This is a genomic window from Mesorhizobium sp. M1328 (assembly GCF_040318075.1).
Lineage (GTDB): Bacteria > Pseudomonadota > Alphaproteobacteria > Rhizobiales > Rhizobiaceae > Mesorhizobium.
The window spans coordinates 13,440-38,302 of the sequence record NZ_JAMYLO010000007.1; the positions used below are offsets into that span (position 1 = coordinate 13,440).

Annotated in this window: 20 protein-coding genes; 11 read left to right on the forward strand and 9 right to left on the reverse strand. The window is 63.1% G+C overall.

Annotated elements, in window-relative coordinates; translation table 11 throughout:
• Nucleotides 1–31: 31 nt before the first annotated feature.
• Nucleotides 32–2,020, forward strand: a complete 1,989-nt coding sequence (locus NKH23_RS15260) for an acetyl/propionyl/methylcrotonyl-CoA carboxylase subunit alpha (RefSeq protein WP_352914596.1) — start codon at nucleotides 32–34, stop codon at nucleotides 2,018–2,020.
• Nucleotides 2,021–2,118: 98 nt separating this feature from the next.
• Here the strand turns inward: NKH23_RS15260 and NKH23_RS15265 are convergent, their stop codons facing one another.
• On the reverse strand, nucleotides 2,119–3,240 hold the full coding sequence (locus tag NKH23_RS15265; protein ID WP_352914593.1) for a branched-chain amino acid ABC transporter substrate-binding protein: 1,122 nt from the start codon (nucleotides 3,238–3,240) through the stop codon (nucleotides 2,119–2,121).
• 387 nt (nucleotides 3,241–3,627) lie between these two features.
• Nucleotides 3,628–3,894, reverse strand: a complete 267-nt coding sequence (locus tag NKH23_RS15270) for an SEL1-like repeat protein (protein ID WP_352490873.1) — start codon at nucleotides 3,892–3,894, stop codon at nucleotides 3,628–3,630.
• A gap of 459 nt (nucleotides 3,895–4,353) precedes the next feature.
• On the opposite strand from NKH23_RS15270, the gene NKH23_RS15275 reads away from it, so the two are divergent.
• The 5 genes from NKH23_RS15275 (at nucleotide 4,354) to NKH23_RS15295 (ending at nucleotide 8,092) form a co-directional block, all read left to right on the forward strand.
• Nucleotides 4,354–4,698: a DUF2147 domain-containing protein gene (locus tag NKH23_RS15275; protein ID WP_352717433.1), complete on the forward strand. Its 345-nt coding sequence runs from the start codon at nucleotides 4,354–4,356 to the stop codon at nucleotides 4,696–4,698.
• A 208-nt stretch (nucleotides 4,699–4,906) separates the two neighbouring features.
• Nucleotides 4,907–5,059, forward strand: coding sequence for a hypothetical protein (locus tag NKH23_RS15280; protein ID WP_353025481.1), 153 nt, complete (start codon nucleotides 4,907–4,909; stop codon nucleotides 5,057–5,059).
• A 30-nt stretch (nucleotides 5,060–5,089) separates the two neighbouring features.
• On the forward strand, nucleotides 5,090–5,284 hold the full coding sequence (locus tag NKH23_RS15285; RefSeq protein ID WP_352914590.1) for a hypothetical protein: 195 nt from the start codon (nucleotides 5,090–5,092) through the stop codon (nucleotides 5,282–5,284).
• A 187-nt stretch (nucleotides 5,285–5,471) separates the two neighbouring features.
• Entirely contained in the window at nucleotides 5,472–6,974 is a 1,503-nt protein-coding gene (locus NKH23_RS15290; protein WP_352717431.1) for an AMP nucleosidase, read from the forward strand.
• A gap of 80 nt (nucleotides 6,975–7,054) precedes the next feature.
• Nucleotides 7,055–8,092 carry an endonuclease/exonuclease/phosphatase family protein gene (locus NKH23_RS15295; protein ID WP_352914587.1) on the forward strand — a complete coding sequence of 346 codons (1,038 nt, stop codon included), beginning with the start codon at nucleotides 7,055–7,057 and terminating at the stop codon, nucleotides 8,090–8,092.
• A 30-nt stretch (nucleotides 8,093–8,122) separates the two neighbouring features.
• On the opposite strand, the gene NKH23_RS15300 is transcribed toward NKH23_RS15295, so the two are convergent.
• On the reverse strand, nucleotides 8,123–8,719 hold the full coding sequence (locus NKH23_RS15300; protein WP_352717428.1) for a DUF922 domain-containing protein: 597 nt from the start codon (nucleotides 8,717–8,719) through the stop codon (nucleotides 8,123–8,125).
• Between the two features lie 110 nt (nucleotides 8,720–8,829).
• Complete coding sequence (locus NKH23_RS15305; RefSeq protein WP_352717426.1) at nucleotides 8,830–10,509, reverse strand: electron transfer flavoprotein-ubiquinone oxidoreductase; 1,680 nt, start codon at nucleotides 10,507–10,509, stop codon at nucleotides 8,830–8,832.
• 240 nt (nucleotides 10,510–10,749) lie between these two features.
• Here NKH23_RS15305 and NKH23_RS15310 point away from each other — a divergent pair, with 240 nt between their 5' ends.
• The 3 genes from NKH23_RS15310 to NKH23_RS15320 all read left to right on the forward strand — a co-directional run bounded on the left by NKH23_RS15310 (nucleotide 10,750) and on the right by NKH23_RS15320 (nucleotide 13,237).
• Nucleotides 10,750–11,394 (forward strand): hypothetical protein, encoded by a 645-nt coding sequence (locus tag NKH23_RS15310; protein ID WP_292660026.1) that lies wholly within the window; start codon nucleotides 10,750–10,752, stop codon nucleotides 11,392–11,394.
• Nucleotides 11,395–11,431: 37 nt separating this feature from the next.
• Nucleotides 11,432–12,313, forward strand: a complete 882-nt coding sequence (locus NKH23_RS15315) for a uracil-DNA glycosylase (RefSeq protein ID WP_352914583.1) — start codon at nucleotides 11,432–11,434, stop codon at nucleotides 12,311–12,313.
• Between the two features lie 105 nt (nucleotides 12,314–12,418).
• Entirely contained in the window at nucleotides 12,419–13,237 is an 819-nt protein-coding gene (locus NKH23_RS15320) for a helix-turn-helix domain-containing protein (RefSeq protein WP_352914581.1), read from the forward strand.
• Here NKH23_RS15320 and NKH23_RS15325 read toward each other — a convergent pair whose 3' ends face one another.
• Both NKH23_RS15325 and NKH23_RS15330 read right to left on the reverse strand, forming a co-directional pair.
• Nucleotides 13,238–14,245 (reverse strand): DMT family transporter, encoded by a 1,008-nt coding sequence (locus NKH23_RS15325; protein WP_352914579.1) that lies wholly within the window; start codon nucleotides 14,243–14,245, stop codon nucleotides 13,238–13,240.
• Nucleotides 14,212–14,436, reverse strand: coding sequence for a hypothetical protein (locus tag NKH23_RS15330; RefSeq protein WP_352914662.1), 225 nt, complete (start codon nucleotides 14,434–14,436; stop codon nucleotides 14,212–14,214). Before NKH23_RS15330 ends, NKH23_RS15325 begins: the two co-directional genes overlap by 34 nt.
• Before the next feature lie 154 nt (nucleotides 14,437–14,590).
• Here NKH23_RS15330 and pepN point away from each other — a divergent pair, with 154 nt between their 5' ends.
• A complete protein-coding gene (gene pepN / locus NKH23_RS15335) occupies nucleotides 14,591–17,236 on the forward strand; it encodes an aminopeptidase N (protein WP_352914576.1) in 2,646 nt (881 codons plus the stop codon).
• A 181-nt stretch (nucleotides 17,237–17,417) separates the two neighbouring features.
• Nucleotides 17,418–19,745 carry a PAS domain-containing sensor histidine kinase gene (locus tag NKH23_RS15340; RefSeq protein WP_353035020.1) on the forward strand — a complete coding sequence of 776 codons (2,328 nt, stop codon included), beginning with the start codon at nucleotides 17,418–17,420 and terminating at the stop codon, nucleotides 19,743–19,745.
• Between the two features lie 52 nt (nucleotides 19,746–19,797).
• On the opposite strand, the gene NKH23_RS15345 is transcribed toward NKH23_RS15340, so the two are convergent.
• The 3 genes from NKH23_RS15345 to NKH23_RS15355 form a co-directional block, all read right to left on the reverse strand.
• Complete coding sequence (locus tag NKH23_RS15345) at nucleotides 19,798–20,277, reverse strand: EF-hand domain-containing protein (RefSeq protein WP_352914571.1); 480 nt, start codon at nucleotides 20,275–20,277, stop codon at nucleotides 19,798–19,800.
• 145 nt (nucleotides 20,278–20,422) lie between these two features.
• Nucleotides 20,423–23,389 carry a bifunctional [glutamine synthetase] adenylyltransferase/[glutamine synthetase]-adenylyl-L-tyrosine phosphorylase gene (locus NKH23_RS15350; protein ID WP_353016341.1) on the reverse strand — a complete coding sequence of 989 codons (2,967 nt, stop codon included), beginning with the start codon at nucleotides 23,387–23,389 and terminating at the stop codon, nucleotides 20,423–20,425.
• Entirely contained in the window at nucleotides 23,389–24,858 is a 1,470-nt protein-coding gene (locus NKH23_RS15355; RefSeq protein WP_352914569.1) for an ATP-binding protein, read from the reverse strand. The genes NKH23_RS15350 and NKH23_RS15355 overlap by 1 nt, the downstream gene beginning before the upstream one ends.
• Nucleotides 24,859–24,863: the final 5 nt, after the last annotated feature.

The following is a 24,863-nucleotide window of genomic DNA, read 5'->3' on the forward strand; positions in this document are numbered from 1 at the left end:
GTTAGCGGCAAGCTCTGCCTGTGGAGGCCCGATGTTCGCCAAGATCCTGATCGCCAACCGTGGCGAGATCGCCTGCCGGGTGATCCGCACGGCACGCAGGATGGGTGTGCGCAGCGTCGCCGTCTATTCCGACGCCGATGCTCACGCCTTGCATGTCGAAATGGCCGACGAAGCGGTGCATATCGGCGCCTCTCCCGCCAACGAAAGCTATCTGCGCGGCGACAAGATCATCGCGGCGGCCTTGGCCACAGGTGCCGAGGCCATCCATCCGGGCTACGGCTTTCTTTCGGAAAACCCCGAATTCGTCGACCAGGTCGCGGCGGCTGGGCTGATCTTCATTGGGCCGTCGGCGGCCTCGATCCGTGCCATGGGACTGAAGGACGCGGCCAAGCGGCTGATGGAAAAGGCCGGCGTGCCTGTCGTTCCGGGCTACCATGGCGAAGCGCAGGAGATCGTGTTGCTCGCCTCCAAGGCGCGCGAGATCGGCTACCCCGTACTGATCAAGGCGCGCGCCGGCGGCGGCGGCAAGGGCATGCGGCGTGTCGAGCATCCCGATGATTTTTCGGAAGCATTGTCGGGCGCGCGGCGCGAGGCGAAAGCCGCGTTCGGTGACGACCGCGTCTTGGTGGAAAAATATGTCGACAAGCCGCGCCACATCGAAGTGCAGGTGTTTGGTGACAATTTCGGCAACGCCGTACATCTTCACGAACGTGACTGCTCGGCGCAGCGCCGCCACCAGAAGGTGATCGAGGAGGCGCCTGCCCCGGGCATGACGCCGGCACTGCGCAAGGCGATGACCGAGGCGGCGGTGAAAGCCGCCAAGGCAATCCACTATTCCGGCGCCGGTACCATCGAGTTCATCGTCGATGCCTCGCAAGGTCTGAAGGCCGACCGTTTCTGGTTCATGGAAATGAACACCCGCCTGCAGGTCGAGCACCCCGTCACCGAAATGGTCACCGGCATCGACCTGGTCGAGTGGCAGTTGCGGGTAGCCTCCGGCGAAAAACTGCCGAAGACGCAGAGCGAGATCGCGCTCTCCGGCCACGCCTTCGAGGCGCGTATCTATGCCGAGGACGCGGCAAGGGGGTTTTTGCCGGCGACTGGCACCTTGCACCATTTGAAATTTCCGCAGCCGGCACCGGAGGGTGCAACCATGCGCATCGAAACCGGTGTGCGCGCCGGCGATGCGATTTCGCCGTTTTACGACCCGATGATCGCCAAGCTGATCGTTCATGGCAAGGACAGACGGGCGGCGCTCACAGCACTTGGCGCGGCGCTGTCGCAGACAGAAATCGCCGGCTCAACGGTCAACACTGGCTTTCTTGCCGCGCTGGCCGCTGATGCGGATTTTGCGGCGGGCGATGTCGATACCGGCCTGATCGCCAGGCATCAGCAGGCGTTGACGGCGGTCCCGCCGCCGAGCGGTGAGACAATTGCCGCCGCGGCACTTGCCGCGTCTGGTGCGGGCGACTTGCCGTCCTCGGACGATCCCTGGTCGTCACTGGCCGGCTATGCGCATTTCCACGCTGTAGCGCGGCGCACCCTGCTGAAATTTGGCGAGCAGGAGATCGTCGCGCGCGTGTCGGTGCGGCCGGACGGACGGTTCGAGGTGGTGCTGGATGCGCCCTATGAGCGTGTCAATTCGCATGATCTTCGCGCGGCGCCTCGCCTCGCCCGCTGGCCGGGCCACGTCACGGTCTTCGATGGCGCAATCGGCTACGGTTTTGCCGTGCCGGATCCGCTGGCGCGAGCCGACGAAGCCGCCGCCGCTTCCGGCAGCCTGCGCGCACCAATGCCCGGCCTGGTCAAATTGGTGCGTGCAGCCAGAGGCGAGTCCGTGATCAAGGGCCAGCCGCTGCTGATCCTGGAGGCGATGAAGATGGAGCACACCATTGCCGCGCCCCATGACGGGGTTATCGCCGAGATTGCTGCCGAAGGCGCGCAGGTCACCGACGGGACCGTGCTGGTTCGCTTTGCCGAGGAACCCCAGTTGACTGCTGTTTCCCTATCCACGAAGTGATCTCGAACGCGTCACAAAGGCGTCGCCAAAAACAACATGGCCGGGTTTGACCCCGGCCATGTTCGATTACAGCAGCGCGTCTTGCGGCGCCGCGGCCATTACGGCTGGATCGGCGCGTATTTGCCGTCGTGCCACTGGTTGATGTCGTAGCTGACGTTCTTGAGGTCGCCCTTTTCGTCGAAAGTGACCGCGCCGACGACGGTGCTGATCGGCTCGCCGCTCTTCAAAGCTTCGGCAACCTTGGCCGGGTCGTCGCTGCCGGCGCGCTTGATGCCCTCGGCGAAGGCCTGGATCACCGCATAGGAAAACAGCGTGAAGCCCTCCGGCACGAAGCCGCCGGCTTTGATCTTGGCGATGGCTTCTTTGGCTTCGGGCTTCGCCTGCGGATCCGACGGGAAGACGAACATGGTGCCTTCGCCGGCCGGGCCGGAAACCTGCCAGAATTCCGGCGTGGCAATCGAGTCCGGCATGATCAGCTGGAATTTCAGGTTCTGTTCCGCCGACTGGCGCAGGATGAGGCCGGCTTCGGGGTGGTAGCCGCCGAAATAGACGACGTCAGCCTTCAGGTCCTTGAGCTTGGTGACAAGCGCCGCGTAGTCCTTTTCACCGGCGTTGATGCCCTCGTAGAGGATCTCGTTGAGACCGTTCTGGTTCATCGTTGCCTTGACGACATCGGCGACGCCCTGCCCATAGGCGCTCTTGTCGTGCAGGATGACGACGTTCTTGCCGGCATATTTCTTGGCGATCCATGGACCGATGAAAGCGCCCTGCGCGTCGTCGCGCGTATAGAGACGCATGATCGTCGGCCAGCCGGCTTTCGCCGCTGCGTCAGTCAGCACCGGGTTCGACGAAGCCGGGCTCATCATCAGCGCGCCGGCTTCGGCATAGACCGCGGAGGCCGGGATGCTCGAGCCCGAACAGGCATGGCCATCGACGAACTTGACGCCGTTGGCAACGACGCGGTTGGCGACCGAAACCGCCTGTTTCGGATCACACTGGTCATCCTGGACGTCGAGCTTGATCTGGCGGCCATCGACGCCGCCGGCCGCGTTGATCGCGTCGGCGGCGGCTTGCGCGCCTTGCTTGAATTGGTCGCCGATGGTGGCAAGCTGACCGGTCATCGGTCCGACCACCGAAAAGGTGATGTCGTCGGCGAAGGCAATCGGCGCACTCATCATCAGGCCCACTATGGCCGCGCTCAAAATACCCAACTTTTTCATGGTGATACACTCCTCCACTCTCGCGCGGCCGCCCGGCCGCGCCTCTTCCAGAGTGGGCGGGAGAATTTCACCCTTCGCCAAGCCTGTCTAGACGCATCGGCGGCACTCGATTGGGCCTGCAACACGCTGTCCCAAAGACAAAGCCGCGCCAGCCTTGTTCCGGCCGGTCGCAGCTTTTCTCATCGAGCTTCCCGAGGTATCAGCACCGGGATCCGCTCGCCTTCCCTGTTTTGTAGGGTTTATTGCACGGCTCGTCCGCCTGCCGTGTTCTTGTTGGCCCAGCCGTCTTGCGCGGCCTTGATTTTCGGGTCCAGCCGTCTGCGCGGCTTTGATCCGAAGCGTCCCTGTCGTGAGGTCAGTACCCCTGTGAAGTCGATGCCGGCGAATTCAGTGCATCGTCATCCATTCGCGGGCTTCGCGCAGCGCCTTGGCGATCTCCCCCTTCGACATGGCGGCCGACAATTCAGAGCGCAGTTCCGCGGCGCGGGCCGAACCCTTGATCGCGGCGATGTTGAACCATTTGTGGGCCGCGACGACATCGGTCTCGCAATCGCGGCCGGTCGCATACATCATGCCCAACTCGAAAAGAATATCGGCCTGGGCAGTTGCCCCCATGGCGCCGAAGCCGGCTTCAAGCATTTCAAAACGTGCCATTTCAAATCCCCTGTTCTGGCTCCCGAGAGCTGTCTCCGTCTGTCCCTCGGTGTCCTTGATTACCTTCGGGGGCGGCCGCTCTTTCGATGCTTTCGAGAATGCCGCGGAGGCTTGAATCCGTCGTTAAATGGCGTGCTTAATTTGAAGAAAACAAAGCTAAAACAAGAGGTAAACGCGAAAATTCGTTAAGGATACAAAGCCAGCAATCGCGCCGGTTTGCACAAAATTTGAAGAAAACTTGCGAGGCGCGGATCAAGACTCCGCTAACCACAGAAGACAAAGACGTGTGCGGCCCGTTTCATTTTTCGCCAGCGCGGCCGTTCGGGAGCGGGCAAAAACCCGCAACCCTTCCGTCGCGGCACCGCTTTTGTTTTTCCGGGAGCTGGACTAGCTTACGTTTGCGTAAGGGGCAGACAGCCGGGACGGAGCCCGATTGGACTTGCCTGAGGGAGGAGAGACATGTTTCGACAAGTGAGCCTGGCCCTCGCGGCCGCAATAATGATGACCGGCGCGGCATTGGCCGATCCGATCGAAGGCAATTGGAAAACGCAAGCCGGATCGACTGCCGCCATTTCGGGTGGCGGCGGGGCATTTTCGATTACGCTCAAATCCGGCAAATTTGCCGGCAAGAACATCGGTTCACTGAAGGTGGCCGGCGCCAACAAATATGCCGGCACCATAACCGACCCGGAAACCGACAAGACCTATTCGGGCAAGGCTTCCCTTTCCGGCAGTTCACTCAAGATGAGCGGCTGCGTTTTCGGCGGGCTGATCTGCAAAAGCCAGACCTGGCACAAGCTCTGATCGAGCCCTTCCTGCCGTGGTGAGCGGGGCCAGTCGGCCCCGTTTTCATGTTGTCGGTCTGGCAGCCACGGCGTCGCCATAGGTCGCTGCTTTCAAGGCGGCCCGCCCAGAGATCATCAACCATTTTGAACCCCAGATGAACGGCGGCATCAGAGCCGGTTCAGCCTGGGCAAGGCATTGTCATGCGTGTTGAAGGAGACACCGCGCAATGCTTGCCCGCCGCTTCACCATCGTCTGCCTGCTGATGAGCCTGTTCGGCATGTTGTTCGCCGTCCTTGTCGCCCAAGCCGGCCGGCCGGCCCGCGCCTGGGACGTCGCCATTTCCTGCCGGCTCGGTTGCCCGAACCAGCTTCGCCACTGAACCCGACAGCGAGATATTGAAACCCACGCCATGACCCGCCTCACCGCCAACATCGTCAAGACCCTTCGGCTTCTGCCGCGGACGGCGCTCATCCTGATGCTCCTGGCGGCCCCGGTCCTGGCCGTGCCGACGATGCGCGCCGATGCTGGTTCGACCATCGAGGCGCCTGCGCCGAGGAAGTCCGGCATCGGCTTTGTGCTGCTGGTAAGCTTGCGGCGCGGCTAATGCATGTCGCGCAAAAGTGTGCAGCGGTTTTGCGACAACGGCATGCATAAAAGCAAGAACCTAAAGCGTGTCGCATGAGGCCGGACGAACGCGACGCGCTTAAGGCCGCTGGAAAGAAAACGCCAACAGGCGTTCTGAGATCACCTTACCCCCTCCCAACTGCGCGCCCAACTCTCTATATTGGGTCATGGAAAAGCGAATCTATCCCCAAGCCATTGAATCAGTCGTCACGCCGGAGCCGTTTGGCCGAAAGAGCTTCGACGACGCCAAGAAGGCGGTTGCAGCCCTCCAGGTGCTTTACGATCGCAATACCAAATTCCTGCGCGATTCATTTACCGCTCTCGCCGCGGGCGGTGACAACAACAAACGCTACCGGGCCTTCTATCCGGAGATCGGCGTCACCACGAGTTCATTCACCCAGATCGACTCGCGGCAGGCCTATGGCCACATGCCGACGCCGGGGCATTTCTCGACCACCGTCACCCAGCCGGCTCTTTTCGAGAGTTATCTCACCGAACAGCTTCGCCTGATCATGCGCAACCACGGCGTTCCGGTCACGGTCTCGGAATCGACCACTCCCATCCCGCTGCATTTCGCCTTTCTCGAGGGCACTCATGTCGACGGCACTGCCGCGGAACGCATCAAACGGCCGATCCGTGACCTGTTCGACGTGCCGGATCTCGACGGCACCGACGACCAGATCGCCAACGGCACGTTCGAAGTGGCATTGGGCGAGGCACGGCCGCTGGCACCGTTCACCGCGCAACGGATCGACTATTCGCTGCACCGGATGTCGCATTATACGGCGACCAGTCCCCAGCATTTCCAGAACTTCGTGCTGTTCACCAACTACCAGTTCTACATCGACGAATTCGTCGCCCGTGCACGCGATTTGATGGCCAATGGCGGTGACGGATACGTCGAGTTCGTCGAGCCGGGCAATATCGTGACCAAAGTCGGGGACAGCGCGCCCGGTGAGGGTGCCGCGCCGCCTCGCCTGCCGCAGATGCCGGCCTATCATCTGAAGAAGCCGAACCATGGCGGCATCACCATGGTCAATATTGGCGTTGGACCTTCCAACGCCAAGACGATCACCGACCACATCGCGGTGCTCCGGCCGCATGCCTGGGTGATGCTCGGCCATTGCGCCGGCCTGCGCAACACCCAGGCGCTGGGGGATTATGTGCTGGCGCATGCTTATGTGCGGGAAGACCATGTCCTCGACGACGATCTTCCGGTCTGGGTGCCGATTCCGCCGCTGGCCGAAATCCAGGTGGCGCTGCAGGAAGCGGTCGCCGAGGTCACCGGGCTTTCCGGCTACGACCTCAAGCGCATCATGCGTACCGGCACCGTCGCCACTATCGACAACCGCAATTGGGAGCTGCGCGACCAGCGCGGGCCGGTGCAGCGGCTGTCGCAGTCGCGGGCGATCGCGCTCGATATGGAATCGGCGACGATCGCCGCCAATGGCTTCCGCTTCCGGGTGCCCTATGGCACGCTGCTTTGCGTATCCGACAAGCCGCTGCATGGCGAATTGAAGTTGCCCGGCATGGCGACCGAGTTCTACAAGCGGCAAGTAGCGCAGCACCTGACCATCGGCATCAGGGCGATGGAGAAGCTGGCTGGAATGCCGATGGAGCGACTGCATTCGCGCAAGCTCAGGAGCTTTTCGGAAACTGCCTTCCAGTAGATGCCGAATCGCATGTGTCGGTCCAGGTCAGGACATTTCGTCATCTTGATTGAGCCGCATTTCTGCCGATAGACAAAGCGATGGCACGTGTTCTGGACATGACGGTTGCGCTGGCATTCGTCGCAATGCTTGCACTCTCGGCCGCGCTGGTGGCCGGGTTCTTCGGATCGCTGCATCCGGCCCTCGATTCCTTTGCTCATTTCCGCGTCCATTTTTCCGTGCTGATGGCGCTTTGCGCGCTGCCGCTGCTCGCCACCTCGTTTCGCCTGCAGGCGGCGGCCGCATTGCTGTTTGCGGTAGCCTCCTTTGCCACCACGTCGAATGCCTTGCCGCTTTCGCGGCTATGGCAGGTGCAGGCGGCCTACGAAGCCAAACCCGGTGACGAGCCAGTCTACCGCCTGCTGCAGATGAACCTCAGGTTCAACAATCCAACGCCTGAGAAGGTGCTGTCGCTGATCGGCCGGACCCAGCCTGATGTGATCACCCTCGACGAGGTGTCCGAGATGTGGAAGGCAAAGCTTGGACTGCTGTCCGGCGCCTATCCCCACCGGATCCTCTGCCCATATCCCAATGGCGTGTTCGGCGTTGCGCTGCTGTCCAGACGACCGTTTGCCATAGGCACGGAGCCGCACTGCGACAGCCGCGGCGCGATGGCGATCGCCACGGTCGATTTCGGCGGAACCGACGTCGATGTCGCCGCCATCCACCTCACTTGGCCATGGCCGCACAACCAATCACGGCAGATTGGAGGGTTGTCTGACGAAATCGCCTCGCTTGGCGAGACGTCGATCCTGGCGGGCGACTGCAACGCAGCACCATGGAGCGCCGCCGTCCGGCGCGTCGCATCGCTTGGCAAGCTGACTGTAATGCCGTCGGTCGGGCCGACCTGGCTCTACAGAAGGCTGCCGGATTTCCTGCGCTTCGCCGGACTGCCGATCGACCAGGTTTTCAGCAAGGGCGCTATCATCATCCGTTCGGCGTCGAAGCTGGAAGACACCGGCTCAGACCATCTGCCGGTGCTGGTGGAGTTTTCGCTACGGTCGGATGAACAAAAGCCGCTCGACGAGCACCAGACGGCGACCGCGCTTGCGGCGCTGCCTGGCGGGACGCGAAGCTGAAAATCCGCAGTCCAATCTCGACCTGGCTTATTACTGGCCCACAAAAGCGCGGATGAGGTGCTCGACAGGGCCGCCGTCGCGATGCTCGTGCGCATCGAAGGCGATCTGCTTTGCCTCGTATTCGGCATAGATGGCATTGATCCGGCGCTTCGCCTCGCGACGTGCCTCGAAACAGTGCGGGTCATCACCGACTGTCAGCCCCCGAACCGACTTTTCGGTGGCCCGCATCATCTGTCTGGCGATGCGGCCATGGGTCTCTTCATGGGCGCGGACGCCAGCGAAGAACCGCTTCCAGCGCTTCTGCAGCGCAGGCGACGTGGCTGAGACTAGTCGGGGATAGGTATAGAAGAGATTGAGCGTCCCGTTGGCCCGGCGCAGGCGGCAGACGCCGTTTTCCCGATGGGCGTCGAAGGTCCAATCATCGACGCTGTAGCCGGTCTGCGCGATGGCGTGGGTCATGAAGCCGTGCTTCGGCCCCCGGCGATCCATGGCCTCGATCAGTGCCGCGCCGGTGGTTCCGGCAATGTTGTAAGTTCGTGTCTTGACCAATACTTTAGTGTCGGCCAAGGCTGAAGGGGTGCACAACGCCCCGATCGCCACAACGCTCGTCAGAACTGCCAGACGCATTTTCCTTCCTCCCTGTCGTCACAGAAAGGAAACACAGGCAGGCGGTCTATTCAACAATCCTACGGTTGCGCTGCTCCTCATCTTGTTTGGTCCGGAGCAAACCTTGTGACTTACATGTTCTGGTAGACCGGGCCCTCGCCGCCCTGTGGCGGCACCCAATTTATGTTCTGGTTCGGGTCCTTGATATCGCAAGTCTTGCAGTGCACGCAGTTCTGCGCGTTGATGACGAAGCGCACATCCTTGGCGGCAGGATCGGCGGCGGCATTGCCGTCCTTGTCGACCCATTCGTAGACGCTGGCCGGGCAGTAACGCGTCGAGGGCCCGGCATAGACGTCATGCTCGGAGCGCTTCTGCAGGTCCATGTCGGCGACGAGCAGATGCACCGGCTCGTTTTCCTCGTGGTTGGTGTTGGACAGGAACACCGACGACAGCCGGTCGAAGGTCAGCACCCCGTCCGGCTTCGGGTAGGCGATCTTCTGGTGCGCGGCGGCCGGTTCCAGCGTGGCGTAGTCGGCCCTGCCGTGCTTCATCGTGCCGAAGGGCGAGAAGCCGAACAGCGTGTTCAGCCACATGTCGAGGCCGCCAAGGCCGACGCCGACAATGGTGCCGAAGCGCGACCATAGCGGCTTGACGTTGCGCACTTTCTTCAGGTCCTTGCCGATATCGGTGGCGCGCCAGGCGGCCTCGTAGGAGGCCAGCTCGTCATTGGCGCGGCCGGCGGCTATCGCATCACAGACATGCTCGGCCGCCAGCATTCCGGAGAGCACGGCATTGTGCGAGCCCTTGATGCGCGGCACGTTGACGAAGCCGGCCGCGCAGCCGATCAGCGCACCGCCGGGGAAGGACAGTTTCGGCACCGACTGCCAGCCGCCTTCGGTGATGGCGCGGGCACCATAGCCCAGCCGCTTGGCACCTTCGAAGGTGCCGCGGATCGCCGGGTGGGTCTTGAAGCGCTGGAACTCGTCGAAGGGCGACAGATAGGGGTTCTTGTAGTTCAGGTGAACGACGAAGCCGACTGCCACCTGGTTGTCCTCGAGATGGTAGAGGAAGGAGCCGCCGCCGGTCTTCATATCGAGCGGCCAGCCAAAGGAATGCTGGACAAGGCCCGGCCGGTGGTTTTCCGGTTTGACCTGCCAGAGTTCCTTGAGGCCGATGCCGTATTTTCCGGGCTCGCGGCCGTCGGAAAGGCGGTATTTGGCGATCAGCTGTTTGGCGAGCGAGCCACGCGCGCCCTCACCGATCAAGACATATTTGCCCATCAGCGCCATGCCCGGCGCAAAGCCCGGACCGTGCGTGCCGTCCTTCTCGACGCCCATGTCGCCGGTGACGACGCCGGTGACCGCACCGGCCTCGTTGTAGAGCAGGCCGACCGCGGCGAAGCCCGGATAGATCTCGACGCCCAGCGCTTCGGCCTTTGTCGCCAGCCAGCGGCAGACATTGCCGAGCGAGACGACATAGTTGCCGTGATTGTTCATCAGCGGCGGCATCAGGATATTGGGCAGACGGAACGAACCGGCGGGGCCGAGAACCAGGAAATGGTCGTCGGTGACCGGTGTCCTGAAGGGATGACCCTCCTCTTCGCGCCAGCCGGGCAGCAGCCGGTCGATGCCGATCGGATCGACGACGGCGCCGGACAGGATGTGCGCGCCGACTTCGCCGCCCTTTTCCAGCACGACGACGGAAAGCTCGGGATTGACCTGCTTGAGACGGATCGCGGCGGCAAGGCCGGCCGGGCCGGCGCCGACGATGACCACGTCGAATTCCATGCTTTCGCGTTCGATATCGCTCATCGACCCCTCACTGGCTCGCTAGTCCCGGCATCTTGCTGGCTCACGCGCTGCATAGCGCATCAAATAGCGACGGGAAACCGGCGCGGACGTGACAATACCGATTTCGTCAAAAAGTCACGTCCTGCCGCACAGATTCGCCTTGTCGAGCATCAATCTTCAATCCTATTCCGTTTGCAGAGATATGTCGCACCGACCTTTTTTAATTGTTCGACAGCTTGCTTATCGGCCATACTTCCCGCCATGCGCATATTCGGGCCGGCTGGCTTTTCATCGACGCGCTTTTTTTTCACGCCCGGCCGGATTTGCCGTGCGGCACTCTTGGCGCTTCTGTCGCTGACGGCCCTCGATGCCCATGCCGAGCAGCAACTGGTCTGGGCGACCGGCGCCTATTCCTTTTCCGACGAGCGCGGCGGCTTCCGCATCACCGGGGCTTCCGGCATCGGCACGAAGGAGGATCCGCTGGTCATCACCGAAGAGCTGAATTCAGCGACGCCGGTAACGCTGGCCATTCGCACGACAAAGCCGATCCAGCCGTTCGGCAAGGCGGGAGACTTCGCCAATGGTCTCATGTATATGCGCATCGACGTGCTCAACAATAGCGGCCAGGCCTGGGTCGAGTTCCAGTTCGAACTCCAGGAGATCCTCGACCAGCCGAGCGTGTTCGGCGACGGCCTGTCGTTCGACCAGCGTAACAAAACCCCCGAAAATATCTGGTCGAGCAGCTACGCCGATTTCGACCGCAATTTCGAACCCTATGACCGCCTGCTGTTCAAGAACGGCAAGATCGACCCGCTGAAGACCGCCAGCTTCTATTTCCTGATCACCGACTACACGCCGCGCTGGACGTTCTATCTGGTGCAGGATCCGCGCATACCGTCGAGCTGAACTTGCAAATTCAAGCGCCGCGGCCGAATGTGAAACCATGACTGCCGCCCCCCACAATAGCCGAGCCGATCTCGCCGAGCTGCTGGCCTTCTACGCCAGCGCCGGCGTCGACGAGGCACTTGAAGAACAGCCGGTGAACAGGTTTGCAGAAGCCAGGCCACCGGTGCGGGTGCCTGCGGCGGCCGCTATGCCGGCCGGTGAAAATGCGGCGCCACAACGCTCGACGAGCGTGTCGCGCGCCGAAATGGGCGAGAGACCGAATACAGCACCGGCAGTGCGAACGTCCCCGGCCATGTCAACGGTGCCCGACGAGGCGCAAGCGGCATTGGCGCGGCAACTGGCGAGATCAGCGGCAAGCCTCGACGAGCTTCGCCAGCACATGGCGGCATTCGACGGCTGCAATCTCAAATTCACCGCCAAGAACCTGGTGTTCGCCGACGGCAATCCGACTGCCGAGGTGATGCTGGTCGGCGAAGCGCCGGGGCGCGACGAGGACATAGAGGGCTTGCCGTTCGTCGGCCGCTCGGGCCGGCTGCTCGACCGCATGCTGGCCGCGATCGGTCTTGACCGGACATCTGCCTACATTGCCAACGTGATTCCCTGGCGGCCGCCGGGCAACCGCACGCCGACGCCGCACGAGACCGAGATCTGCCGGCCGTTCATCGAGCGGCAGATCGAACTGGTCAATCCGAAGGTGCTGGTCAACCTCGGCGGCCCGTCGGCAAAGACCCTGCTCAACACCTCCGAAGGCATATTACGGCTGCGCGGCAACTGGCGCGTCCACACGACCCCGTCCGGCGTCGCCATTCCGGCCATGCCGACCCTGCATCCGGCCTATTTGTTGAGAACGCCGGCGCACAAGAAGCTGGCATGGCGGGATTTCCTCGAAGTGAGGGCGAAGTTGCGGGCGCTTGGGTAAGATTGCCGAGCGCGTCTTCCGTTCTCCTCTTGCGAGGAAGGAAGGGCGGCATCATGACCTCGCAGGTAATTGAAATGCGCCCACTGCCGACCTAGTCATCTCGTCATGACAGCAGCCCAGATTTCCGCCGGCAGTCTCATTCGCGAATGGCGTACACGCCGGCGCATGAGCCAGCTCGGCCTTGCTATGGAGGCCGAGATCTCTCAGCGGCATTTGAGTTTCGTGGAAAGCGGCCGCGCCGCACCCTCGCGTGATATGGTGCTGCATCTGGCGGAGCAGCTTTCGATCCCGCTCAGGCAGCGCAACCAGCTGCTGCTGGCCGCCGGCTTTGCCCCGAGCTTCAGCGAACGACCACTTGACGATGCCTCGATGGCACCGGCGATGGCGGCGGTCGAGACCGTGCTCAAGGCGCACGAGCCTTTCCCGGCGCTTGCCGTCGACCGGCATTGGAACCTGGTGTCGGCGAACGCCGCCATCGGCCCGTTCCTCGCCAATGTCGCCGATGCCTCCCTGCTGAAGCCGCCGGTCAACGTGTTGCGCCTCAGCCTGCATCCCGGCGGCATCGCACCGCGCATCGTCAACCTTGCGGAATGGCGGACGCATCTTCTGGAGCGGCTGAAGCGGCAGAACGACGCTACCGCCGATCCGGTTCTGGTCGAGCTCGAGCGCGAGCTTCGGGCCTATCCGTCCGGCCTTAAAGGCAGCCGGCCGGCGCCGGTCGAACCGAACGCGATTGTCCATCCGCTCAAGCTTGCCCATGGCGACGCGGTGCTGTCCTTCATCAGCACCATCACCGTGTTCGGCACGCCGCTCGACGTAACGCTGTCGGAGCTGGCGATCGAATCTTTTTTCCCCGCCGACGAGCAGACGCGGGCGGTGCTGATGCGGCTGGCGAAAGAGCGGACCGACGCAGCGAAGGGCTGATCACCCTTCCGGCGCGACGGCCTTGCGGGTGCGGGTGCGTTCGAGACCCAGCTGGCGCTCGCGCCAGATGATGAAAATCCCCGCCGCAACCACGATCATGCCGCCGACCAGCATGTTGATCGTTGCGACGTCGCCAAAGACCAGATAGCCGACGACGACGCCGAGGATCATCGAAGTGTATTCGAAAGGTGCCACGACGGAAGCCTCGGCATGGCGATAGGCCGAGGTCATCAGGATCTGCCCAAGCCCGCCGCAAAAACCCGCGGCAATCAGAAGCCCCGCCTGTGCTGGCGTCAGCGCCTGCCAGCCAAATGGCAGCGAAAGCAGCGCCATGACGCTCGCAGTTACCGAAAACCACAGCACGATGGTCGCCGTCCGCTCGCTCTGGACGAGGTTGCGAACCAGGAGCATGGCGATGGCCGAGATCGCCGCGGCTATTAGGGCGGCGATGACGCCGAGCACCTCCTGATCGCCAAGGGCAGCGCCCGAACTGAGCAGCGTCAGTTCCGGCCACGAGATGATCAGCACCCCGACCAGGCCGACGGCAACCGCACTCCAGCGATAGATGCGGATGGCTTCGCCGAGGAAGATCGAACTGAACACCACGACCAGCAGCGGCTGCGCGTAGTTCAGCGTGATCGCCTCCGGCAGCGGCAGCCGCGTCAGCGCGAAGAAGCCGAGCCCCATGGCACAGACACCGACGACGCCGCGCGCAATGTGGTTGAGCGGGCGCTTTGTCGAAAAGGCCGTTCCGAGTTTTCCCTGGAAGGCGAGGAAGGCGATGATCGGAAAGATGGCAAAGAAGGAGCGGAAGAAGACGATCTGGCCCGCCGGCACGGTGCCTGCCGCCTTGATGCAGGACGACATGCCGACGAAGACCGCCACCGATACGATCTTGAGCACGATCCCGGTCAGCGTGCTGTGTTCGCCGGCGTGGTCGCCGGCAGCAAGCACTGGCAAGTCCGGTTCGGCTGTCACGCCCCTTTTGCTTCCTCGATCGCCGCCCATATGCGCGCCGGCGTTGCCGGCATGTCGATATGCCTGATGCCGTAGGCGCGGTAGAGCGCGTCGGTCACCGCATTGAGCGCGGCATGCGTCGACCCGATCGTACCCGCCTTCCCGGCGCCTTTGAGGAAGGCCTGATCCTCGCGACGCAACACAGAGGCGCTCATCCCGAATTTCGGCGTGACGACGGTCATGGAAGCCTCGCGATGATGCTTGGGAAATGATCGCCTGAAATAGACGTCGCTGCAGTTTTGTCGAGGGAGCGTTTCGTGTAAAGAGCGCAGACTTCAAATTATTTGGACCAGCGGACCCGCCCGCCGCTCCCGGATCGACAGGAAAAATCAAGGAATGCGCACAGATACCGGCCAGGTCTTCAAGCTCGAAGACTATCGCCCCAGTGATTATCTCATTCCGGAAACCAGCCTGACTTTCCGCCTTTCGCCTGAAGCAGCACATGTCACCGCCGTGCTGACGGTCGAACGTCGCGACGGGATTGCGGCGTCGGTGCCACTGGTGCTGGATGGCGACGGGCTGACGCTGCGCAGCATCGCCATCGACGGCCACGAACCGAGCCCTGCGGATTTTCTCGCCACGCCCGATCAACTGACAATCATCAGCCCCCCTGCGGCAAGGCGCTTCCAGCTGAGAATTGAAACCGTGTTGGCGCCGGCGCAGAACGAAGCGCTGATGGGCCTCTATCGCTCCAGCGACGTCTATTGCACGCAATGCGAGGCCGAAGGCTTTCGCCGCATCACTTATTTCCTCGACCGTCCCGACATCCTGTCGGTCTACACGGTGCGCATCGAAGCTCAGCGCCGTGAGGCGCCGTTGCTTTTGTCCAACGGCAACCCGGTCGACGGCGGCGAGCTTGCCGCCGGCTGGCACTATGCGGTCTGGCACGATCCGTTCCCCAAGCCGTCCTATTTGTTTGCGCTGGTGGCGGGCGACCTCGGCAAGATCTCGGACAGTTTCGTTACCCTGTCTGGTCGCAAGGTCGAGCTCGGAATCTATGTCGAACCGGGCAAAGAGAGGCTCGCCGGCTACGCCATGGACGCTTTGAAACGGTCAATGAAATGGGACGAGGAGGCATTCGGCCGCGAATACGACCTCGATGTCTTCAACATCGTCGCCGTGTCCGACTTCAATATGGGCGCGATGGAGAACAAGGGTCTCAACATCTTCAACGACAAGTATGTGCTGGCCGACCAGGAAACCGCGACCGACACCGATTTCGCCAATATCGAGGCCATCATCGCGCATGAGTACTTCCACAATTGGACAGGCAATAGAATCACTTGCCGCGACTGGTTCCAGCTTTGCCTGAAGGAAGGCCTGACGGTTTTCCGCGACCACGAATTCTCCGCCGATCAGCGCTCGCGCGCCGTCAAGCGCATAGCCGAGGTTCGTACGCTACGCGCCCATCAGTTTCCCGAGGACCAAGGGCCACTGGCGCATCCGGTGCGGCCGCGCCGCTACCGCGAGATCAACAATTTCTATACGGCGACGGTCTACGAAAAGGGCTCGGAAGTCGTGCGCATGATCCATACTATCCTCGGCGCCGAGACGTTCCGCGCCGGCATGGACCTCTACTTCGAGCGTCACGACGGCCAGGCGGCGACGATCGAAGACTTCATCAAAGTGTTCGAAGACGTCTCGGGTCGCGACCTGTCGCAGTTTTCGCTGTGGTATCATCAGGCCGGTACGCCGAACCTGACCGTCAGTTCGGCGTATAATCCGGCGGCGCGGGAATTCACGCTCGAAATCGAGCAGTCAGTGCCGTCAACACCGTCGGAAAGCCGCAAGCGGCTGATGCACATTCCGCTTGCCTTCGGCCTGGTTGGCGCCGGTGGCGAGGCGATAGCCCATAGCGGCGTCGAAGGGGCGAATGTCGAGGACGGCGTCATCCATATCCGCAAGCGCCGCCATGTCGTCAGGTTTTCCGAGATTGCCGAGCGTCCGGCCATGTCGCTCAACCGTGGCTTTTCGGCGCCGGTGACGCTTTCGGTCGAGCAGCGGCCCGACGACCAGTTTTTTCTGGCTGGCCACGACAGCGACGCCTTCTCGCGCTGGCAGTCGTTCAACACGCTTTTGACCGATGCGCTGATTGCAGCCTTCCGTCAGGTCCTGGACCGCAGGCAACCCGAGTTCAGCGCCCGGCTGACCGAGCTTGCCGGCAAGATAGCCGGCGACGAAGCGCTCGAACCGGCCTATCGGGCACTGGCGCTGGCGCTGCCCGGCGAGGCCGATATCGCCCGCGACATCGGCAAGAACATCGACCCTGACGCCATTTTCACGGCGCGCGAGGCGCTGACGGTTGCGATCGCCGAGGCCAACAGCGAGATATTCTCCAAACTTTACGATCGGCTCGCCGACAATGGTCCGTTCAGCCCGGATGCGGCCAGTGCCGGGCGGCGGGCGCTGCGCAATGTCCTGCTGGATTATCTCTCCTTGTTGCCGGGAGGTGCGGAACTCGCTGCCCGGCACTTCCAATCGGCGACCAACATGACGGATCGGGCCGCGGCATTGACCGTGCTTGCGCACCGTCACCACGGCTCACCTGAGGCGACAAAGGCGCTGGCCGATTTCGAGGCGAAATATGCAACCGATCCGCTGGTCATGGACAAATGGTTCCAGATCCAGGCCAGCGTGCCCGGCCCGCAAACCGTCGACGCGGTGCGCGCCTTGACCAGCCATCCGGCGTTCTCGATGGCCAACCCGAACCGGGTACGCGCGCTCATCGGCACGTTCTGCAGTGCCAACCAGACCGGCTTCCATAGCGCCGACGGCGAGGGCTACCGGCTTTTCGTCGAAACGGTGCTGCAGGTCGAAAAACGCAACCCGCAGGTGGCTGCCAGGCTGGCGACGGCGCTCAGGTCGTGGCGCTCGCTCGAACCGGTGCGGCAGGCCAAGGCAAGGGAGGCGTTGCTTTCGATCGCCAATACCGAGAAGCTGTCGGCCGATTTGCGAGACATCGTCGAGCGCACCCTCGCCTGACAACGCGCCAACTCACCACCACAATGCCATCCCGCCCGAAAACCCCGTTATTTTAGTCGATTTTTAATCTTTTTTCGCCGCGCCTCTGGACAAGACGAATCACGTTTGATTCTTTACTGACGATTCGGAAGTGCGGCGTTGCCGGATCGCCAAGCAGATTGAAAATCGGGGAGTGCCATTTATGGCGAAGGCGGACGCGTGGGGCGCGCCCGGTGGGACGGCGTTTGAGCGACGCGAGGCGCGAAGCGACGGTCTCGCAGGCAATACGCGGCTCATCGCCGAACCTGCCTACCGACGGCTGCTGGCAGCCGAGCCGCTGTTGCGGCGATCGATACCGGCCCTCATCATCATCTTTCTGTTGATCATCGCAGTGCTGCGCTTTCTGTCGCTGATGAACGAGCGCGACGAGATCGAGCGCGACGCCAAGGCGATCCTTGCGCTGGCCGCCGGCCAACTGGCCAGTTCGATCGCCGCCGACGCGACGGTGGTTTCCGCGCCCGGCGCAATCCAGGACCTGTTGGAGAGCACCGGTCGTCAGGGCGCGATGGGGCGAAGCCACGTACTGGCGATCACCGACAGCGCTTTCAAGATTATTGCCGTATCGCCGCAGTCGATGCGCTGGGAGGGGCGATCGCTCGATGGAGTCGTCCAGGGCGGGCAGCCGCTGTTCATGTTCGGCAACCGCGCCGGGGTGATGGAGGTCAGCATCGGCGGACAGGACTGGTACGCGGCAGTGAGCCTGGCGAATGGCCGAAGGGGTGCCGCAGCAGCGTTTGTGCCGCAGGAGGCAGTCTTTGACGCCTGGCGCAAGACGGTCTCGCTCAACGTCACGCTGTTCGTGCTGACGGCCGGCGTGCTGATCATCATCCTCTACGCCTATTTCGGCCAGGCGGCGCGTGCCCAGACCGCCGACCGCATCTATCTCGAAGCCCACCAGCGCATCGACATGGCGCTGGTACGCGGCCGCTGCGGTCTGTGGGATTGGGACATGGTGCGCGGCAAGATGTACTGGTCGCGCTCGATGTACGACATGCTGGGCTACGAGCCTTGCGACACGATGCTGTCGTTCGGCGAAGTCGACGAAATCATTCATCCCGAGGACGGCGATTTGTTCGAACTCGCCAGCAGGATCGTCGCACGCGAGATCGACCATATCGACCAGGTGTTCCGGATGCGCCATGCCGACGGGCAATGGGTTTGGATGCGCGCAAGAGCACAGGTTATCGATCCGGAAGCGCCGGAGATCCAGCTGATCGGCATCGCCGTCGACGTCACCGAGCAGCGGCACCTGGCGCTGCGCTCCGAAGCCGCGGACCTGCGCCTGAGGACGGCCATCGAAAACATCAACGAATCCTTCGTCTTGTGGGATTCGTCCGAGCGTCTGATCATGTGCAATTCCAAATACCAGCAGGACAACGGCCTGTCGGACCGCGACGTGATGCCGGGCGCCCCACGCGCCGTGCTGGAAGAACGCATGCTGGCCTTCGCCTCGGAGCGGCGGCTTGCCAATACCAATGGACCGCAGGGTGGCGTGACCTTCGAGCGCCAGCTTGCCGACGGCCGTTGGCTGCAGGTGAACGAGTTAAGGACAAGGGACGGCGGCACCGTCTCGGTCGGCTCCGACATCACCCAGATCAAGCTGCACCAGGAGAAGCTGGTCGACAGCGAGCGCCGGCTGATGGCGACAATCCATGACCTCAGCCTTGCCCGCCGCGCGGAAGAGGAACGGGCTCGTGAGCTCGTCGAGCTCAATCGCAAATACATGAAGGAAACCGAACGGGCCGAAGCGGCAAACCGGGCCAAATCCGAATTCCTGGCCAACATGTCGCACGAGTTGCGCACCCCGCTCAACGCGATCATCGGCTTCTCGGAACTGATGGAACGGCGACTGTTCGGGCCGCTGGGTTCGCCGCGTTACGAAGAGTATGCCACCGACATCAACGGCAGCGGCAAATATCTTCTCGGCGTCATCAACGACATCCTCGACATGTCGAAGATCGAGGCCGGCCAGTTCGCGCTGGATCAGGAAGAAATCGATCTCTGCCCGCTTATCAGGGAGACGGTTCGCGTCGTTTCTCTGCAGGCGGCGGAAAAGTCGATCACCGTCGAAACCCGCATCGCCGATTCGCTGACGCTGTTCGCCGACCGCAGGGCGATCAAGCAGATCCTCATCAACCTTCTGTCCAATGCGGTGAAGTTCACCGGGCAAGGCGGCCACATTTCGGTCAGAGCCCGCAGCATTTCCAAAGCGCTGATCCTGACGATCGAGGACAATGGCTGCGGCATCCCGAAGGCGGCGCTGAGCAAGCTCGGGCGGCCATTCGAACAGGTGCAAAACCAGTTCTCCAAGAGCCATGCCGGCTCCGGCCTCGGACTCGCCATCTCGCGCTCGCTGGCCGAGCTTCAGGGTGGCGCGTTGAAGATCCGCTCGACCGAAAGCGTCGGCACGATCGTCTCGGTACGCATCCCGATCAAGAAAGCCGCGCAGGCGGTCAGGGCCGCTGCCTGAACGACAAAATAAGTCTCCGGCGGCTCGCGGCGCCGGAGCAGTTTTCAAATTCTCACTGCATGCCGTCAGCGCCATCATTGCCCTCGCCGTCCCATTGGCGGTGACGGCCGGGAACCTTCGGCAGTTCGTTCTTCTCGATCTTACCGTCATTGTCGCGGTCGAGCATGGCGAAGACCTTCTTCTGACGGCTGGCGATGTCGTCGGCGGTCAGCGTGCCGTCGCCCTTGGTGTCGTAACGGGCGATGATGCGCCTGGCCATCTGCTCGAAGCGCGCCTTCTCCAGTGCGTCGGCGAGCTGTGCCACGGTCAGCTTGCCGCCATTGTCGGCGACCATCTTCTTCAGCCGCACGTTCATGGCGTCGGAGAATTGGTCGAAGGTGATGGTGCCGTCATTGTCCTTCATGACCTTGCCGAGGCGCATCATCATGCCGTCGCGCGGCCCGGCGCCGGACTGCTCGTCTGCATAGGCTGCGGTGCCGACGGCGCCGGCCAGGGCTGCGAATACGAGTGCAAGTCTGGTTGTCTTTCTCATGGTCTTCTCCTGTTGCATCGTCACCCCGATGCTAGAGCGGCGGACCTTCAATCCCCCGCTCTACCTCTTTGATTGAACATCGGAACCTCCCAAAAACAGGTCGCAATTTGGGGTCCGATGCTCTCGCCCGTACGGCTGGTTGCCGTCACGGTTGTTTGGCACGAAGCAGAAGGTCGAAATCCTTTCTGGCCTTCTGCGACGTCTCGTTGAGATGCGCTTCAAGGACCCCGAAATCCGGCAGGTCGGTGACCGCCAGAAGCAGATCCGAAAGCCCTGGCGGAACGTCGTCGCGTTCGAACGCGCCGGTGAGGCAAAGCCGTATCATCTGGGTCAGCGCCAGATAGAGCGAATAGGCATCCACCAATTCCTGCCTGACCTGGGCGCTGGCGAAATCCGGCGCCAGGCGCGACAGGACCTCAGCCGTGCCGGTGGCCCTGCGGCCTGCCTCGATCTTTCCCGTGATCAGAGCAACCTGGGCAATGAATTCGAGATCGATGAGGCCGCCCGGGATCAGCTTGATGTCCCAGGGATCGCGCGGCGGCTTCTCCTTGTCGACCATGGCGCGCATCTCGGATGCCTCGGCCATCACCTTGGCTGGATCGCGCGGCAGAGCGAGCACTGCGGCAACCTCTCCCTCGACCTCGCGGCAGAGCTCGGCATCGCCGCCGATCGTGCGGGCGCGCGCCAGCGCCATGTGCTCCCATGTCCAGGCGTCCTGGCGCTGATACTTCTTGAAGGCGTCGACATGCGTGGCCACCGGCCCCTTGTTGCCGGACGGCCGCAGGCGAAGGTCGAGCTCGTAGAGCACGCCCTCGGCGGTCGGCGCGGAAACGGCGGCGATCAGCCGCTGCGTCAGCCGGCTGTAGTAATGCGACGGGGCAAGCGGCTTGTCGCCGTCGGACTCCTCCGCATCGGCGTCGTGATCGTAGAGCAGGATGAGGTCGACGTCGGAGCCCGCCGTCAGTTCGCGGCTGCCGAGCTTGCCCATGCCGAGCAGCGCGACCCGGCCGCCGGCAATATAGCCATGACGCAAAGCGAATTCCGCCATCACCGCCTGCAATGCCGCCTCGATGGTCAGATCGGCGAGATCGGAAAAAGCGCGGCCGGCGCGCGGCGGGTCGATCGACCCGGCAAGCAGCCTGACGCCGATCAGGAATTTTTGCTCCGAAGCAAAGATGCGCAGCCGGTCGAGCACGTCTTCATAGGCTCTGTCGCCTTCGAGGAAGGCGGCAAGGCGCGCCGACAGATAGGCGCGGTTTGGCAGTTCGCTCAGCAGCGCCGGATCGAGCAGCCCATCGAAGACATGCGGCCGGCGCGTGATGATGGCGGCCAGCCGCGGTGCCGCGCCCATGATAGTCGCCATCAGCTTCAGCAAAGCCGGATTCGACTGCAGCAGCGAAAACAGCTGGATGCCGGCAGGCAGGCCGGCAAGGAATTCGTCGAAGCGGATCACCGCCTCGTCCGCCCGCCGCGTCTGGCCGAAGGCTTGCAGCAGCGCCGGCGTCAGTTCCGTCAGCCGCTCGCGCGCCTCCGCCGACCGGGTGACGCGGTAGCGGCCGAAGTGCCAGCCGCGGATAACCCGGCAGATGTCGCTCGGCCGCTGGAAGCCGAGCCGCTGCAAGGTCTGCAGGGTATCGGGATCGTCGACGTCGCCGGTAAAGACCAGATTGCCGATGCCGGCCGAAAGCTCCGGCGCGGTCTCGAACAGCGCTGCATAGTGGCGCTCGACCTGGTGCAGCGCCGCGCGGAACGTTTCGGCAAAGCCTACCGCATCGGCAAAGCCTAGCATGCGGGCGACGCGCTCCAGCCCCTCTTCGTCCTCCGGCAGGATATGCGTCTGCTGGTCGGCAACCATCTGGATGGCGTGTTCGACGCGGCGCAGGAACCAGTATTGCCTGGTGAGCGCATCGCGCGCGTCGGCGGTGATCCAGCCGCGCGCGGCGAGCTCGCCGAGCATCGGCACGGTCTCGCGGCCGCGCAGTTCGGGAAAGCGGCCGCCGGCGATGAGCTGCTGGGTCTGGACGAAGAACTCGATCTCGCGGATGCCGCCGCGACCGAGCTTGACGTTGTGGCCTTTGACCGCGACCTCGCCATGGCCCTTGTGGGCGTGGATCTGCCGCTTGATCGAATGGACGTCGGCAATCGCCGCATAGTCCATGTATTTGCGCCAGATATAGGGCTGCAGTTCCTTTAGGAACACGGCGCCGGCGGCAACATCGCCGGCCACCGGGCGCGCCTTGATCATGGCGGCGCGCTCCCAGTTCTGGCCGCGCGCCTCATAGTAGCGCAGCGCCGCCTCGACCGGGATCGCCAGCGGCGTCGAGCCGGGGTCGGGACGAAGCCTGAGATCGGTGCGGAAGACGTAACCGTGCTCGGTGCGGTCCTGGAGAATGCGGACCAGCCGGCGGGTCAGGCGCGAAAACAGCTCGGTTGCATCGAGCGGATCGACGAGAGCTGGCGCATCGGGGTCGAAGAAGACGACGAGGTCGATGTCGGAGGAAAAGTTCAGCTCATGCGCGCCGAGCTTGCCCATGCCGAGCAGGATCCAGCCCGAGCGTCGCGCCGGATTTTTGGCATCCGGCAATCGGAGCTTGCCTTGCTCATGCGCGTCGCGGAGCAGGAAATCGACGGCCGCACGCGTGCAGGCGTCGGCAAGGTCGCTCAGTCGCCTCACCGTCAGCGAGGTCTCGGCCTCGCCGGCGAGATCGGCCAAGGCGATCAGGAAATGCGCCTCCGCCTTGCATTGGCGCAGCTCCATCATCAGGCTGCTTTCGGAGACGGCCTCTACGCGTGCTGCCTTGTCGACCGCGGCGCCGATCGATGACAGCCGCGCCTCGATGGTCCCGTCGAAAAGCGCATCGAGTATCCGCGGCCGGCGGCGCGCGGTATCGCGCAGGAACGGCGATAGGTCGAACACGGCGGCGAGGAAATCCTGGACGACCCCCTTGCCGGCGAGAAATTTCGCCAGTCGCGGCAGTTCTTTTTGCCGCGCGGCGTCGGCGATCTCCGACAATTCCTGCCTGGCGCGGCTTGCATCCAGCGGAACGAGCTTTATCGCCGGCTTCAACAACCAGTCCGTTTCGAGGCGTCGCACTGCCATCCTCGCTACCATCAGCGATCCTCCCGCCCGGGAAAACTCATGACGACCGACAATCCGGGATTGCCGGGCAGAAGCTCAAGCCGTCCATTGTGGAATGTCATGATCGCCTTGGTGAGGCTCAAGCCAAGGCCGGAACCCGGCTGCGAGCGGCTCTTTTCCAGCCGCACGAAACGCTCGGTCACCCTGGCGCGGTCGACATCGTCGGGAATACCCTGGCCGTTGTCGGACACGGCAAGCCTGATCTCGCTACCGACACGCTCCAGCGTCACGCGAACCGTAGGCCTGGAGGTCGAGTCGGTCGAATATTTGATCGCGTTGTCGACGATGTTGGACAACGCCTGGCCGATCAGCTCGCGATTGCCGTTGACGACGAAGGAACCTTGCACCGAAGTTTCGAGCGTCACGCCCGCCTCCTCCGCCACCGGCTCGTAGAGTTCGACAACGTCGTGCACGGCAGCGGCCAGATCGACCCTGGTGGTGCTTTCGGAGGAATAGCCGGCCTCCAGCCGCGAGATCATCAGGATGGCGTTGAAGGTCTTTATCAGCTGATCGGATTCGGCGATCGTTCCTTCCAGCGCCTGCCCGTAGTCGCTGGTATTGTGCTTGCCGGAAAGCGTCGCCTCGGCGCGATTGCGCAGCCTGGTCAGCGGCGTTTTCAGGTCGTGGGCGATGTTGTCGGAGACCTGCTTCAGGCCCTCGTTCAGCGTGGCGATCCGGGCCAGCATGGAATTGAGGTTTTCCGATAGCCGGTCGAACTCGTCGCCGGCGCCGGTGACCGGCAGCCGGCCGGAAAGATCGCCACCCATGATGCGGCGGCTCGCCTCCGACACGCTGTCGATGCGCTTCAGCGCCGCGCGCCCGACGAAGAACCAGATCAGCAGCCCGCCGACGCCCATCATGCCGAGCGCCAGCATCAGAGCGCGGCGAATGACGGCGCGGAAGCGCTCCGGCTCGCCGAGGTCGCGGCCGACCAGCATGATCATCTGGTTGGGCAGGCGCAGCACCAGGGCAATGGCGTTATGGCCCTTCTCGCCTTCGGCCTGTACTTCGCTCTGGGCGGGCTCGTTCGGGTCGGAGACCGGGTTGCGCTGCCGCTCGAGCTCGCCCTCGCCGAAGCGGCGGTAGGAGAACGGTTCGGTGGTCCAGCCCTCGGCCTCGATCACGCCCGGCTGGAGGCTCTGCACGTTGCCGGTCAGGATCTGGCCGTTGGCATCGGCGATCAGATAGAGATTGGCGCCGGGCTGGCGGGAGCGCTGCTCGACGACGCGGACGAGCACCGGCAGGCCGCCGCGCTGATAGGCTCGGGCCAGGCCGAGCACCTCGTCGTTGATCGTCTCCTGCGTCTGGGCAGTCAGCATGCGCGCCGAGAGCGAGGTCATGTACAAGACCAGCAACACCGCACACAGCGCAAAAAGCAGAAGATAAAGCGCTGAAAGCCGCGCTGCCGTCGTCCTCATGATGGCCGGCACGGAAAGAGCCATGGGGT